The organism is Glutamicibacter sp. AOP5-A2-18 (assembly GCF_052446055.1).
Lineage (GTDB): Bacteria > Actinomycetota > Actinomycetes > Actinomycetales > Micrococcaceae > Glutamicibacter.
This window is the reverse complement of sequence record NZ_JBQSVW010000001.1, coordinates 2,049,863-2,063,318: the sequence shown is the minus strand read 5'-3', so window position 1 is coordinate 2,063,318 and position 13,456 is coordinate 2,049,863. Positions and strand designations below refer to the sequence as shown.

Here is a 13,456-nt window from a genome sequence, read left to right as displayed (position 1 = left end):
AATGTCGTAAATTGACGCTGCACCATCATCAATTCGTCATTCCCTACCGTCGCAACTGTCAGGCGCTCCGTAGCGAGGCAAATTGCTGTCCAATGGGTGACGTGGCCCTATTGGGGTCCGCGCGCGGTCACGATAGAGGGCTTCCCAATTAACCACCCGATTAGTTTCGCAGACTCATCTTTTTGTATTGTCAATTCGACTGTATTTTTCTTGAATCGCGGCCTAATTTTTACATTGGTTGTATAAGCCGTGTAATCTCAGGTCAGGTAACTATAAACATGACCAACTAGGGGTGATTGTGAAAAAGACAACCAAGGTAATTTCCGTGATCGCAGCGGGACTCTGCATGTCAGTGTCCTTCAGCTATGCCGGCACAGGCGGCTGGCGCATCAGACGAAAAGACTGATAGCGCCATCTCATCCATCCTCCAGGACGCGGCTTGGGAAACTGACAACGCATCCCCATTTGTCGATTCATCCGAAGAGTCGCTGGCGGGTTCTGTTCCGGAAGCGCCTGCAGGTGTGGCCACCATGGCTGCGGCAAAGATCGGTCTGAATCCATGGCGATGTGCGGGATACACGGAGCGCGTTCACAAGAGCAATGGTTTCGGATCCCTGCACAGCGGAATCAAAGACTGTCGAAAGTCGCCCGACTACCAGATTACGGGTGCTGAGATCATGAAAAAGGGCTGGGTCGGCCTATGGCATCGTGCTTCCTTCCACCAGCGTGAAGTGACGAAGAAGACTATGTCTAAAATTGATGTCAATTCAAAGTTTGTCTGCGCGTCGAACTCTGCGCAGACTTACCGAGGGAATGGATATCATCGAGTAACCTTTGGAACAACGAACTTCTCAGACCGGACATCAAGTGACATTGAAACTCGTTTCTACTGCAACAACTAAACTTGGTGTTCGCATTGGTTGCTCGCTCTTACTTTTGACAACACTTACCGGTTGTAGCTCGAACGTGGCGAACCCGGTGGAAAGCGGCGATGAAGTTGCTATGAAACCCGAACAATCTCAGGACGAAAGCCTTCTCTCGCTGACGCCGGACGCGCTAAACCTGCCGCCAGTGCTGAAGTTCGAAGGCGACGACGTTCGGCCGTTTGCCGTTGACTGGAAACACCCTGAAGGAGAAACTAACCAGCTCCAAGAGAACTTAGACGTCCCGAATGTGCGTACTACTGATGGATCTCTAGAGCTTGCGATAGATCGAACTGTTCAACCAGTGTCCTTGGTGTTGTCCATTTATCACACGAGTATTCGAGAGATAGACCCAACTGGTGACCCAGACCTTGTTGTAGATTGCCTCAAGAGTGACAACTCTCAGTGCGCGTTCACCATGAACGGGGCTCAATCTGGCAAGCTTCGAATTGACCACTTGGGCGACGAAGAAAAGGTCATGAGCCTGCAAGCTGAGTATTATGCCGACCCTTCATTGAATACCGAGAGATTCGTCAATACTGTTGGATGGATTTACTCGGTTAATTGAGGGTAGTGCTTTGGCCTCATTTGAGCATAGGAGTTGACCTGTGTGCCCCAAAGCTCCTTTGGGGCACACAGGTCATTGCTGTCCGATGGTGCTTGTGATTTTCAATCGCTTGCCGGCGGCTCCAAGCCGAGGGCGATCAACGACGGACCTACGCGGATCCTGTGGACACGTTGAAGGGCAACCTTGGAAATAATTTGTCCACGTCGTCATGGTAACCATCGTCCCAGAACTTGTCGCATTAAGCTGATTTAGGCATTTGCCAGGTATCCAGCTAGTCATGGTTTCAAGAAGAGTCTGAAATTCGTTGTAAAGATAATCCTGAGAATTGAATGCACAGTTAATAATTGAGTGTGACCCCATATCTCAGATCAGTCCCAATGCCCATCAGTTCGTATCGATTGTCGAGCTTCAAGTGCGGCAACAATTTTGAATTCCCTGGTCGAACCTGGCCGATGATCTGTAGCAACTTGCCCCCAATTTGCACTTATCGTTCAGGAAGTGGGTACGTCACCTACAGTAAGTGCTCTGTTTCGCACACGTGGGCCGGCATTATTTCGGTCGCATTCGTTGCCAGCTATCAGTTCAACCCGGGGATGTCATCTATTACCTATGTTGGTAACTCAAGCCAGCAGTGCTTCGTGGCCAGCTGCAGCCGACCTGCAATGAAACTGCATCAAAAAACATCCAGTGGTAGCGGGTTCAATAACCCTGCCATGGCTCAGGCAACTTCGACTGTCAATTCAGTACTGGGCTCCTGGGAGGTATGGTTACAGATACAAGTAGGAAAAACCGAAGCGCGAACTGCTCACTCTTAGGAGGAAAGCTACATGAACGTTAACCCTGTTATTCCATGGGAATCGCAAGCACTTTCTTACGGATTCTGTGCCTTGTATCTGGCTTTGTTAGTGACGGCGCTCGTGCTCGTCGCCCGTAATTCCCGGCTGTCAGCAGTAACAAAGCTCCTGTTCGCACTGATGATCATAGCGGTTCCAGTGCTTGGGGCTGTCGTTGCAATCATCGTTACGACGTCGAAGCGCTGGGCGCGCACAGTTCCAAGAAGCTAGGACGCCCAAAAGTGATTCACTTAGGACCTATGGGGGGGGGCCTAAGTGACGAGCAGAGGCGTCAGAGACAAGGGGAGTGTCACCTGGCGGACGCCGGCCACGGTCTTAGGGGAGCCGAGAACGAATCCGTGCGGCGTCCGTTTCCAAGATTTGTTCACGTCGATCACATAGTGACCGGTGGCCTGGCGTGCGAAGTCAACCTTATCCAGGGCTGTGGCTTCACCGAAGCGCATGCCCGAGTTGACGAGAGTTCGCAAGAAGACCTCGTATCCAGGGTCGAAGTGGTCGCAAAAAATCTGGAATTGCTCTCTTGTGAGAAAGGTCGCACCGCGATACTTCAGGGAAGCCTTCGGCGAGCTGATTCCCCGTGCCGGATTTTCCTCCATGAGGTTCCGCTCGATGGCCCAGTTGAACACAGTGGACAGGAACGCGTGGACGTTCTTCTTGGACTTGGGAGCGAGCTTCAGCTGCTCGAACCAGCGCACAAGGTCCTTGCGCTCGATCGTCGCGGATTTCCTTGGGCCAATAGATGGTGCAATGTGCCGGGCGAGCATGACCTCATAGGTGTGCTTGGTCCCGGGTTCGATGCCGGTTTTCTCCTCCAGGTACATGGTCACGAGCTTGGTGACCGTTGGAGTCTGGGATTGGATGTCCTGCATTGCTTTGTTGGCGAGCGTGAATGATTGCCCATTCGCGTCAAGCAGGCGTTTGATGAGTTCCGCTTCGATGTCCGAGTCGGTGGTGAAGCTGGTTTGCTTTTTGGTTTCAGCTTCGCGCCAGATGACTTTGAATGCAGTGGTGCCGTCGGCACGCTGGATATGGCGGATGGAGGCCATGGTGTTCGGGTGTCCTTTTCAGTTATCGACTGCTTGGTGAGAGCAGGTAAAGGGGTGGTTATTCCCTGGTTCCGTGTCAACGCTTGTCAACATTTTTGCTGTTGGCGTCAACATGGGTATGAAAAAACCCCGGTTTCCCGGGGTTCAATCTGTGCCCAAGGTGGGACTCGAACCCACACATCTTTCGATACCGCATTTTGAGTGCGGCGCGTCTACCGATTCCGCCACTTGGGCTGGCACTTTGACTACTTTACTAGAGGTTTTCCAGATTTCCTAATCAGGATCCTCGCGTCTTCGCCTGAACTAGAGTACATGCAAGTAGGCTTATATGTGAAACCGAGGCAACGTGGCTTCGCTATCGGAAACCATCTATCTGCTGTCCAGCGCACGGACAGGATTTTTGACCATGGAGGAAGGCGCCAATGAGCGAACTACCCGAAATCACCCGAATTCCATCCGAGGTGCAGTCCACACCGCGTCGTGTTCTCGTTGCGGAGGATGAAACTCTTATCCGCCTGGATATCGTCGAAATCCTTCGCTCCGAAGGCTACGAGGTTGTCGCCGAGGCCGATAACGGGCAGAGCGCATTGGACAAGGCTCGGGAGCTGAAGCCGGACCTGGTGCTCATGGACGTGAAGATGCCGGTCATGGATGGCATTACCGCCGCCGAGGCAATCGTCAAGGAGAAGATCGCCCCGGTCGTGCTGTTGACCGCCTTCAGCCAGAAGGAACTGGTGGAGCGCGCTCGCGAAGCCGGCGCCATGGCCTACGTGGTGAAGCCATTCACCCCGGCCGATCTGACTCCGGCCATCGAGATCGCCATTTCACGCAATGACGAGCTGCGCGCGCTGGAAGAAGAAGTCAGCAACCTCGCCGAGCAGTTCGAGACCCGCAAATTGGTTGATCGCGCCAAGAGCCTGCTGATCACCAAGATGGGCTTGACCGAGCCGGAAGCCTTCCGCTGGATCCAGAAGACCTCCATGGATCGCCGCCTGAGCATGCGCCAGGTAGCGGAAACCGTGGTCGACCAGGTCAAGTAGGCGCCTGCAGCTCATAGGCCGTCGATGAAGATGTGCGTTAAGACACCTTGTGTTTTGACGCACATTTTTCATGTCCACGCAGTGTGGGGCATCGGCCATTGAGCGTTAGGCCTGCTGAAAGTTCAAAGTTAATCCGAAATTAGCCAGTTGTTAGTTGACTGCCTAGATTGACGAACCGCTCAGTACGCCTAAGATTGAAACTGCGCTTGGAACCAAGTCCTGCATGACACTGACTTCCGCAGGGGAACTTATTCGAAGCCCGCACACTTCCCCTTGCCGTTCGACCCCTCAGGCTGGTACTAAATGGATTTGACGCTGATCGTCGTCCTGGTCATCGCCTTGGCGTTGTTTTTCGACTTCACCAACGGTTTTCATGACACGGCCAATGCGATGGCCACCCCGATCGCAACCGGTGCAATCACCCCTAAGAAGGCAGTTGCCCTCGCCGCAATTCTGAACCTCGTCGGCGCTTTCCTCTCGACCGAGGTAGCGAAGACCATCTCTGGCGGCATCATCAACGAAGACCCATCCACCGGCGTAGCTATCGGCCCGGCCATGATCTTTGCCGGCCTCATGGGCGCTGTGATCTGGAATCTGCTGACCTGGCTGCTGGGACTTCCTTCCAGCTCATCGCACGCGCTCTTCGGCGGTCTTGTCGGTGCCGCTATTGTCGGTGCCGGCTTCGCTTCGGTGAACTACGGTGTTCTGCTTTCCAAGGTCTTGCTGCCGGCGATCTGCGCGCCGGTGATCGCCGGCGTCTCCGCATATCTGAGCACCAAGCTGGCCTACGCCATCACCAAGCGCCAAAGCGGCGCCTCGCCGAAACGCGGCGGTTTCCGCTACGGCCAGATTTTCTCCTCCTCGCTCGTTGCGCTGTCTCACGGCACCAATGACGCGCAGAAGACCATGGGCATCATCACGCTGACCCTGGTCGCATCGGGGCTGCAGGATTCCGACTCCGGCGTGCACCTGTGGGTTGTTGCCGCTTGTGCGCTGGCAATCGCCTTGGGCACCTACACCGGTGGCTGGCGCATTATCCAGACCATGGGTTCGGGACTGACCGACGTGAAGCCTGCACAGGGCTTCGCCGCAGAGGTCTCCACTGCTTCAGCCATCCTGGCTTCCTCGCACTTGGGCTTCGCGCTGTCGACCACCCAGGTCGCTTCCGGGTCGGTTATCGGTTCCGGTTTGGGCCGCAAGGGCGGCGAGGTCCGTTGGGGCACCGCCGGCCGTATTGCCTTGGGCTGGCTCTTCACCTTGCCGGCAGCCGCGATCGTCGGCGGTCTGGCAGCCTGGATCGTACACTTTGGCACCCCAGGTCTGGTTATCGTCACCATCCTTGGAGTTGGCGCGATGCTGACCATCTGGTTCGCTTCCCGAAAGCAGTCGCACGGCTCTGACGGGACTATGTCCGACATCGATAACTCCGGAGCTGCGGTCAACATTTTGACCAAGAAGCAACGCCGCGCCAAGGCCAAGGCTGAAGCCGCGCAAGCTAAGCTCGTCGCCACGCAGAAGGATGCTGATAACTCATGATTGACTGGGTTGCCTTTGCGATCGTTGCGATCGTCACGTGGATTGCCGCGATGCTCATTGTTACCGCTTACTCTTTCGGAGTTCGCCTGCTGGCTGTAGCTAGGGACGAAGGAAAAAGTACGGGCCTTAGCAAGACTGGCGCGTATGCCTGCTTCACCGTGGCCGGCTTAATTGTGGCCTTTGGCGTGGTGCTGATCGTTCCGCAACTTAGCGAAGCGATTTTGGGCATGTCCTCAAGCCACTAAACGCTCACTATCGCTGATAGTGCTCAGCACGCTCAACATCGGCTGGGAAGTAAAACTGCATATTGCCTTCGACGGAGGCACCCCTAGACTGGAGCCATGACTAGCTTCAAGTACTACGTGGGTGCCTCCGTTGATGGTTTTATTGCCGACGGTAGCGCCGATGCGCATTGGTTCACCACCTTCGCCAAACAGCCTGGCGTGAAAAAGCACTTTGATCAGTTCTTTGAAACCATTGGTGCAGTGGTGATCGGCGGGAAAACCTATGAGGGTATCGCCAAGGAAGTCGCCGACGGGAACATGAGCTGGATGTTTGCGCACCTCCCAGTCTGGGTTTTAACCCACCACGAATTACCGACCCTGCCCGATACCGACCTGACGTTCATCCGCGGAGAAATCGGTTTCTGGAGCCAAGACATTGCGCGAAGCGCGGGGGCCGGTGACGTGTGGGTTGCCGGCGGCGCGGATCTAGCAGGCGGATTTGTTCAAGCGAACGTGTTGGACGAGCTGTTGTTAGTGACCGTGCCGGTGGTCTTCGGCGAGGGCACCAGCATTTTTGGGCGTTCGGTGCGCGCCCAACTCTCAGCGATGAGCGTTGAAGACTTGGGCAACGACATCACGCTGACGCGCTACGCGGTGGGCTAGTTTTCTACCGGGAGCATCATGTTGGTGATGCGCGCGGTGGCAATGCGTGCCCCGTCCTCGTTGCTGATCACGATCTCGTGGCTGGTGCTTCTGCGTCCTAGGTGCACCGGGGTGCAAACTGCGGTGACCAAACCGGTGCGGCCAGCCTTGTGGTGTGTGATGTTTAGGTCGACCCCCACGGGTTGAGTCTTCCCGGCGCCGTGCAACGCTGCAGCCATCGAACCTAGGGTTTCGGCCAGGGCTGCCGACGCGCCGCCGTGCAAAATCCCGTAGACCTGAGTGTTTCCGGCGACCGGCATGGTGGCCGTGATCCGATCGACGGTGAACTCGGTGAAGACGATCTCTAGCTTTTCCACTAGTTCCCCTACGCCATTGGAGCGCAAAAAAGACCACGCACTGTGAGGTAGGCCGTGGCGCGTGAGCTGCTGCGCGAACGGATGTGCCGAATCTTGCGTGGGTTGAGTAGTGAAATTGTCGTTCATGGGAACTAGGCTTTCAGGTGTGAGCGAAACTACCAAGCCGACACCCGCGTCGGACAAGAGACTGCTGATTATTGACGGACATTCGATGGCGTTCCGCGCGTTTTACGCGCTGCCAGCGGAGAACTTTGCGACGAGCACGGGACAGCACACCAACGCGGTGCACGGCTTTGTATCCATGCTGCTGACGATGATCCGTCAGCAGAAGCCCACCCACGTCGCTGTCGCATTCGACCTGGATACTCCAACCTTCCGGTCGCTGGAGTACACCGAGTACAAGGGCGGGCGCAACAAGACGCCCGAAGAGTTCTACGGGCAGATCGACCTCATCCAAGAGGTGATGAAGGCGATGAACATCCCGTCCATCACCCTGGAAAGCTTTGAGGCCGACGACATCCTGGCCACGCTGGCCACCATGGGCGAGGACGCAGGCTTTAACGTGCTGGTGGTTTCCGGTGACCGTGATGCCTTCCAGCTGATCACCGACAAGACCCTGGTTTTGTACCCGAAAAAGGGCATTAGCGACATTCCGCCGATGGACGCTGCCGCGGTGGAAGCCAAATACTTTGTTCCACCACAGCGTTACTCGGATCTTGCTGCACTGGTCGGCGAAACCGCCGATAACCTGCCAGGAGTACCGGGCGTCGGCCCGAAGACCGCCGCAAAGTGGATCAACCTCTACGGGGACCTGGCCGGTGTGCTGGAGAACATTGACTCGATCAAGGGCAAAGTGGGCGAGTCGTTACGTGAGCACGTGGACAACGTAACTCGCAACCGCCGGCTCAACCAACTGAAGCACGACCTAGAGCTGCCGGTGACCTTGGAGCAGATGGAGCTTGAGGCACCAAACCGCGAAGAGATCGAGAACCTGTTTGACGCGCTGGAGTTTAACACCCTGCGTAAACGCCTCTTTGACCTCTTTGCAGCGCAGGAGGAGGAAGTTGCCCCCGAGGTAGCTGCCTTCACCCGTGTGGTGACCGACAACGCCCAAGCATTACGCGACTTTATCGATGCCGGTAAGTCCGCGCCGATCGCCGTTCAACCTGCAGTGGTTGGCGATGAAGCTGTGGGCCTTGCACTGTTCCGTGGGGCACAGGCCGTTTGGTTGGATCTTGCAGATCTTCAGGAAGGCACCGAGAACGAACTGGCTGCGTTCCTCGCTGACGCCAACGCGCCCAAAATTTTCCACGACGCTAAAGCCACGATGCATCTGTTGATCGAACGCGGGCTGAAGATCGCGGGCATCAAGGACGACACGTTGATTAGTGCGTACCTGATTCAGCCAGATCGGCGTAGCCACGACCTAGTGGACGTGGTGCAGTACCACCTGAAATATGCGGTGCCGGTGCATCAGGCGAAGAAGGGCGAATTGGATCTGGGGCTGACCGCTGATTTGGCCGAACCCACCCTGGCCCAAGCTCAGGCAATCCACGACCTGTCCGCGTTCCTTGCCACCAAGCTGGCTGAGAAGCACGCCGATTTGCTGGCTGCAGAGATGGAATTGCCGCTGATCCCGGTCCTCTTTGAGATGGAACGCGCCGGCGTGGCAGTGGACGTGGATCGGCTGAACGAACTGCGCGCGCACTTCACCACGCAGGTTGATCAGGCCACCAACGACGCTTTTGCTGCGATCGGCCACGAGGTAAACCTTTCTAGCCCGAAGCAGCTGCAGGTAGTGCTGTTTGAAGAGCTGGATTTGCCGCGTACCAAAAAAATCAAGACCGGTTTCACTACGGACGCTGAATCACTTCAAGACCTGCTGGTCAAAACCGGGCACCCGTTCCTGGTGGCGCTGATGGCTTACCGCGATGCCATCAAACTACGCCAGACCGTCGACGGTCTGCTGAAAGCTACGCACGACGATGGACGGATCCACACCACCTACGCGCAGACCGTGGCGGCCACCGGTCGACTTTCTAGTCTGAACCCGAACCTGCAGAACATCCCGGTCCGTTCAGAAGAGGGCCGACGCATTCGCGACGTGTTCATGGTGGGCACCGGGTACCAAACCCTGCTGACCGTGGACTACTCGCAGATCGAAATGCGCATTATGGCGCACCTGTCCGAGGATGCCGGGTTGATCGAGGCTTATCAAAACGGCGAAGACCTGCACCGGTTTGTCGGTTCGCGCGTGTTCAACGTCGAGCCAGAAGAGGTCAGCTCTGAAATGCGCTCCAAGGTGAAGGCGATGAGCTACGGCTTGGCCTACGGTTTGAGCAGTTTTGGGCTGTCCAAGCAGCTGAAGATCGGCGTGGATGAAGCGCGCAAATTGATGAAGGACTACTTCGATCGTTTCGGAGCGGTGCGCACCTACTTGCGTTCGGTCGTGGACCAAGCCCGCAAGGACGGCTACACCGAAACCATCTTTGGCCGTCGTCGTTACCTGCCAGAGCTGAACAGCTCGGATCGGCGTCTACGCGATATTGCCGAACGCGCGGCACTGAATGCACCTATTCAGGGATCGGCCGCCGATCTTGTTAAGGTGGCGATGCTCAAGATCTCTGCGGGGCTGGAATCCGGGAACTTTACCTCCCGCATGCTGCTTCAGGTCCATGACGAACTCATTTTGGAGATCGCCGAAGGGGAACTGGAAGCAGTGCAGGAGTTGGTGACCCGCGAAATGGGCCAGGCCGCTGACCTGTTGGTGCCGCTGGATGTTCAGCCGGGCATTGGCCGGACCTGGCACGAGGCGGCTCACTAACGGGCGCAAATCTCTACCCTGATGCTGCCGGGCGCGAAGTACACTGAACTTCACGCCCGGCAGCACAGTACTATCTACCGCACTACCTACCGCCGAGCAGCATGGGGCGTGCCTGTTGAGCTTCAACGATGAAGGGTGCAAAACAGTGGCAAAAGCAATCCCTAGCCAACTCAAGTGCGTTAGTTATGACGCTGCGCAATTGGACGACGATGGGCAGCGCGCCCTGAGCATTTTTCAACGGGCCACCGCGCTCGGGTTTTATGAAGAGCTGCCCGATGAAGCGGGCGAGTCCACCTACTCTCGGCTGGCAGCAGCGCAAAAACTGCGCTTTACGATGGTGTTCGATCAACAGGGGCCGGCCGAATCTCGACATGCCAGCCAGCCGGTGCACACCTATGCGAGTTTCCCGGGGTTGCTCAACGCTGGGGGAGCGCGACCGGTGGCGGTGCATAAAATTACTGCGGTGACCGTTTCGCCCACCCATCGTCGGCAGGGTATTTTGACTCGGCAAATCACGGAGGACCTGAATTATGCGCGCAGAGGTGGGTTCGCGCTGGCAGTACTGACCGCTTCTGAGGCGAGCATCTACGGTCGCTACGGATTTGAACCGGCCACCTATCAGACTCGCTTCACGCTCAAATGTGAGGGCGGTCTAAAATTGCTGGTTGCGCTTCCCGGCACTGTGATCGACGTCGATCCCGAGCCGTTCGCAACGAAGCTTGAAGCATTGATGCGCAGCGCCTTGGCGCAGACTTTCGGTTCGGTCGATGGCACGGAATTTGATGTGGGCTATGCACTGGGGCGTTGGGAAGGGTGGGATTCTCTGGCGAAGGCCAAGAACATGCGCCATGCTGCCTACTACGATGAAGCTGGCGAACTTGGCGGATCCATTACCTATAAGTTCGGTGGTTGGGATGATGCGCAACCAAAGATGGTCGTACACAAACTTGTTGCCCTCAGCGACGTGGCGAGGTTGAAGCTGCTGGAATACGTGGCCAATCATGATTTGGTGCAGCAGGTCCATGGGCAAGGAGCATTGGATGATCCGATGCGTTTGGTATTGCACAACGTTCGGGACTACCAGGTGCGCTCCACCGACGACGTCCTGTGGTTGCGTGTACTGGATGTCATCGCCGCCTTTGAAGCTCGCGGTTACCAACGATCGGGCCAACTGGTCATCAGCGTGACAGATCGCTTGTCGCTGATCGACGGCACGTACCTTTTTGAGGTCGCCGATGGTTCGGCAACTGTAAAGCGTGTGGCAATTGATGCGGAAGAACTGACCGGTGTAGCCCATGTGGTTCTGGGCGAACGAGAGCTGGCGGGGTTGTACTTGGGTACGGTGCAGCTCTCGCAGCTGCTGGCAGCGGGTCGGGCATCGACGAAGTCGGAGTCGGATGTGAGCGCGAGCCTGCGACTTTTTGAAGTTGATCGCGCACCCTTCACCCCTCACACGTTCTGATCAAGTGGCTGCTGAACACAGGTTTATGACGAAGTTCACAAAATGCTGACGTGGATGTTAGTGGGTTACGCTTTGACCCGCACTCTGGTATACGCGTAGACTTGTCAAGTCGTGCCATGGCACTAGTTATGGCCGCAATCAAGTTTTACCCGTTCGAAATTCCGGGACTTCCGGGGTTTCGACTGACCAAATCTATCCACATCGGAGTCCCTACTACATGACCATCACCTCGAACGAGAACAACAGCGCACCAGTTGTCGCAATTAACGACATTGGATCTGCTGAGGACTTCTTGGCCGCAGTCGATGCCACCATCAAGTACTTCAACGATGGTGACCTCGTCGAAGGCACCGTCGTCAAGGTTGACCACGACGAAGTTCTGCTCGACATCGGTTACAAGACCGAAGGTGTCATCCCTTCCCGCGAGCTTTCCATCAAGCACGACGTTGACCCAGGCGATGTTGTCGCCGTTGGTGACAGCGTTGAAGCCTTGGTTCTGACCAAGGAAGACAAAGAAGGCCGCCTGATCCTGTCCAAGAAGCGTGCTCAGTACGAGCGTGCTTGGGGCGACATCGAAAAGATCAAGGAAGAGGACGGCGTCGTTACCGGTACCGTTATCGAGGTTGTCAAGGGTGGCCTCATCCTGGACATCGGCCTGCGTGGCTTCTTGCCAGCATCGCTCGTCGAGATGCGCCGTGTGCGCGACCTGGCTCCATACATCGGTCAGGAAATCGAAGCCAAGATCATCGAGCTGGACAAGAACCGCAACAACGTTGTTCTTTCCCGCCGTGCATGGCTTGAGCAGACCCAGTCTGAGGTTCGCTCGACCTTCCTTAACAAGCTGGAAAAGGGCCAGGTTCGTCCGGGCGTTGTTTCCTCCATCGTCAACTTCGGTGCATTCGTGGACCTTGGCGGCGTAGACGGCTTGGTACACGTTTCCGAGCTGTCTTGGAAGCACATCGACCACCCATCCGAGGTTGTCGAGGTTGGCCAGGAAGTAACCGTAGAGGTTCTCGAAGTCGATCTAGACCGCGAGCGCGTTTCGCTGTCGTTGAAGGCTACCCAGGAAGATCCTTGGCAGACCTTCGCCCGCACCCACGCACTGGGTCAGGTTGTACCGGGCAAGGTTACCAAGCTGGTTCCATTCGGTGCGTTCGTACGCGTCGAAGACGGCATCGAAGGCCTTGTCCACATCTCCGAGCTTGCAGTGCGCCACGTTGAACTGGCCGAGCAGGTTGTCTCCGTGGGCGACGAGCTGTTCGTCAAGGTCATCGACATCGACCTGGAACGCCGCCGCATCTCGCTGTCGCTCAAGCAGGCTAACGAAGGTGTTGACCCAGAGGGTACCGAGTTTGACCCAGCACTCTACGGCATGGCTGCAGAGTACGACGAGGCCGGCAACTACAAGTACCCAGAGGGCTTCGACCCAGAGTCGAACGAATGGCTCGAGGGCTTCGACACCCAGCGCGCTGCATGGGAAGCACAGTACGCTGCTGCTCAGGAGCGTTGGGAAGCACACAAGAAGCAGGTTGCTGCCGCAATCGTAGCTGACGCAGAAGCAGAGCCTGCTGCTGCAGGTAGCTCCGAGCCAGCTCCAGCTTCGTACTCCTCGGAGGCTCCAGCCACCGATGCAGGCACCTTGGCTTCTGACGAAGCTCTTGCTGCACTGCGCGAGAAGCTGACCGGCAACTAATTTCGCTTTCTGCCTCGTGCAGGAATCGTGATTAGCTTTAGCTGAGCTACGAAGGCCCAACCCGAAAGGGTTGGGCCTTCGTGCATTTAAGCGGGTATTGGTGCCCACGTCGAGTCCTGCACGAGCGGCAGTGACCCTGACGGTACTCAAATTGGCGAACAGTAAGCGTCGTTGGGGCAAGGGCGGAGCAGATGCGAATGTTCGGACGCACACTAGAGACGACAGATGGATTACTTGAGGGTCTCAAGTTCAAAGACCTGAGCCCGA

At 56.5% G+C, this 13,456-nt stretch carries 12 protein-coding genes and 1 tRNA gene; 10 read left to right on the top strand and 3 right to left on the bottom strand.

What is annotated here, in order from left to right; genetic code table 11:
* The first annotated feature begins 365 nt into the window (after positions 1–365).
* From ACT3RW_RS09815 to ACT3RW_RS09805, 3 genes are all read left to right on the top strand, one after another.
* On the top strand, positions 366–902 hold the full coding sequence (locus tag ACT3RW_RS09815) for a hypothetical protein (RefSeq protein ID WP_444613613.1): 537 nt from the start codon (positions 366–368) through the stop codon (positions 900–902).
* Positions 868–1,491 (top strand): hypothetical protein, encoded by a 624-nt coding sequence (locus tag ACT3RW_RS09810; RefSeq protein WP_444613612.1) that lies wholly within the window; start codon positions 868–870, stop codon positions 1,489–1,491. Before ACT3RW_RS09815 ends, ACT3RW_RS09810 begins: the two co-directional genes overlap by 35 nt.
* 827 nt (positions 1,492–2,318) lie before the next feature.
* Complete coding sequence (locus ACT3RW_RS09805) at positions 2,319–2,555, top strand: hypothetical protein (RefSeq protein WP_444613611.1); 237 nt, start codon at positions 2,319–2,321, stop codon at positions 2,553–2,555.
* A 41-nt stretch (positions 2,556–2,596) separates the two neighbouring features.
* On the opposite strand, the gene ACT3RW_RS09800 is transcribed toward ACT3RW_RS09805, so the two are convergent.
* Together ACT3RW_RS09800 and ACT3RW_RS09795 are read right to left on the bottom strand one after the other, a co-directional pair.
* The gene (locus ACT3RW_RS09800; RefSeq protein ID WP_444613610.1) at positions 2,597–3,391 is read right to left on the bottom strand and encodes a tyrosine-type recombinase/integrase; all 795 of its coding nucleotides are present in this window, start codon (positions 3,389–3,391) and stop codon (positions 2,597–2,599) included.
* 152 nt (positions 3,392–3,543) lie between these two features.
* A tRNA-Leu gene (locus ACT3RW_RS09795) sits at positions 3,544–3,625 on the bottom strand.
* Between the two features lie 188 nt (positions 3,626–3,813).
* On the opposite strand from ACT3RW_RS09795, the gene ACT3RW_RS09790 reads away from it, so the two are divergent.
* From ACT3RW_RS09790 to ACT3RW_RS09775, 4 genes are all read left to right on the top strand, one after another.
* On the top strand, positions 3,814–4,431 hold the full coding sequence (locus ACT3RW_RS09790; protein WP_022876444.1) for an ANTAR domain-containing response regulator: 618 nt from the start codon (positions 3,814–3,816) through the stop codon (positions 4,429–4,431).
* 303 nt (positions 4,432–4,734) lie between these two features.
* Complete coding sequence (locus ACT3RW_RS09785; protein WP_444613609.1) at positions 4,735–5,967, top strand: anion permease; 1,233 nt, start codon at positions 4,735–4,737, stop codon at positions 5,965–5,967.
* Entirely contained in the window at positions 5,964–6,212 is a 249-nt protein-coding gene (locus ACT3RW_RS09780) for a hypothetical protein (protein WP_131088454.1), read from the top strand. Before ACT3RW_RS09785 ends, ACT3RW_RS09780 begins: the two co-directional genes overlap by 4 nt.
* A gap of 96 nt (positions 6,213–6,308) precedes the next feature.
* Entirely contained in the window at positions 6,309–6,854 is a 546-nt protein-coding gene (locus ACT3RW_RS09775) for a dihydrofolate reductase family protein (RefSeq protein WP_131088453.1), read from the top strand.
* Here ACT3RW_RS09775 and ACT3RW_RS09770 read toward each other — a convergent pair.
* Complete coding sequence (locus ACT3RW_RS09770) at positions 6,851–7,210, bottom strand: hotdog fold thioesterase (protein ID WP_444613608.1); 360 nt, start codon at positions 7,208–7,210, stop codon at positions 6,851–6,853. The genes ACT3RW_RS09775 and ACT3RW_RS09770 overlap by 4 nt on opposite strands.
* A 124-nt stretch (positions 7,211–7,334) precedes the next feature.
* Between ACT3RW_RS09770 and polA the strand changes: the two genes are divergently transcribed.
* The 3 genes from polA to rpsA all read left to right on the top strand — a co-directional run bounded on the left by polA (position 7,335) and on the right by rpsA (position 13,189).
* Entirely contained in the window at positions 7,335–10,034 is a 2,700-nt protein-coding gene (gene polA, locus ACT3RW_RS09765; protein WP_444613607.1) for a DNA polymerase I, read from the top strand.
* Between the two features lie 145 nt (positions 10,035–10,179).
* Complete coding sequence (locus ACT3RW_RS09760; RefSeq protein ID WP_444613606.1) at positions 10,180–11,496, top strand: GNAT family N-acetyltransferase; 1,317 nt, start codon at positions 10,180–10,182, stop codon at positions 11,494–11,496.
* Between the two features lie 217 nt (positions 11,497–11,713).
* Complete coding sequence (rpsA, locus tag ACT3RW_RS09755) at positions 11,714–13,189, top strand: 30S ribosomal protein S1 (RefSeq protein ID WP_131088449.1); 1,476 nt, start codon at positions 11,714–11,716, stop codon at positions 13,187–13,189.
* Positions 13,190–13,456: the final 267 nt, after the last annotated feature.

What these genes read in the sequence shown, in the direction of transcription:
- ACT3RW_RS09790 (WP_022876444.1), top strand. Translation starts at nt 3,814, where the DNA reads ATGAGCGAACTACCCGAAATCACCCGAATTCCATCCGAGGTGCAGTCC.
- ACT3RW_RS09780 (WP_131088454.1), top strand. Translation starts at nt 5,964, where the DNA reads ATGATTGACTGGGTTGCCTTTGCGATCGTTGCGATCGTCACGTGGATT.
- ACT3RW_RS09815 (WP_444613613.1), top strand. Translation starts at nt 366, where the DNA reads ATGCCGGCACAGGCGGCTGGCGCATCAGACGAAAAGACTGATAGCGCC.
- ACT3RW_RS09800 (WP_444613610.1), bottom strand. Translation starts at nt 3,391, where the DNA reads ATGGCCTCCATCCGCCATATCCAGCGTGCCGACGGCACCACTGCATTC.
- rpsA (WP_131088449.1), top strand. Translation starts at nt 11,714, where the DNA reads ATGACCATCACCTCGAACGAGAACAACAGCGCACCAGTTGTCGCAATT.
- ACT3RW_RS09775 (WP_131088453.1), top strand. Translation starts at nt 6,309, where the DNA reads ATGACTAGCTTCAAGTACTACGTGGGTGCCTCCGTTGATGGTTTTATT.
- polA (WP_444613607.1), top strand. Translation starts at nt 7,335, where the DNA reads ATGGGAACTAGGCTTTCAGGTGTGAGCGAAACTACCAAGCCGACACCC.
- ACT3RW_RS09785 (WP_444613609.1), top strand. Translation starts at nt 4,735, where the DNA reads ATGGATTTGACGCTGATCGTCGTCCTGGTCATCGCCTTGGCGTTGTTT.
- ACT3RW_RS09805 (WP_444613611.1), top strand. Translation starts at nt 2,319, where the DNA reads ATGAACGTTAACCCTGTTATTCCATGGGAATCGCAAGCACTTTCTTAC.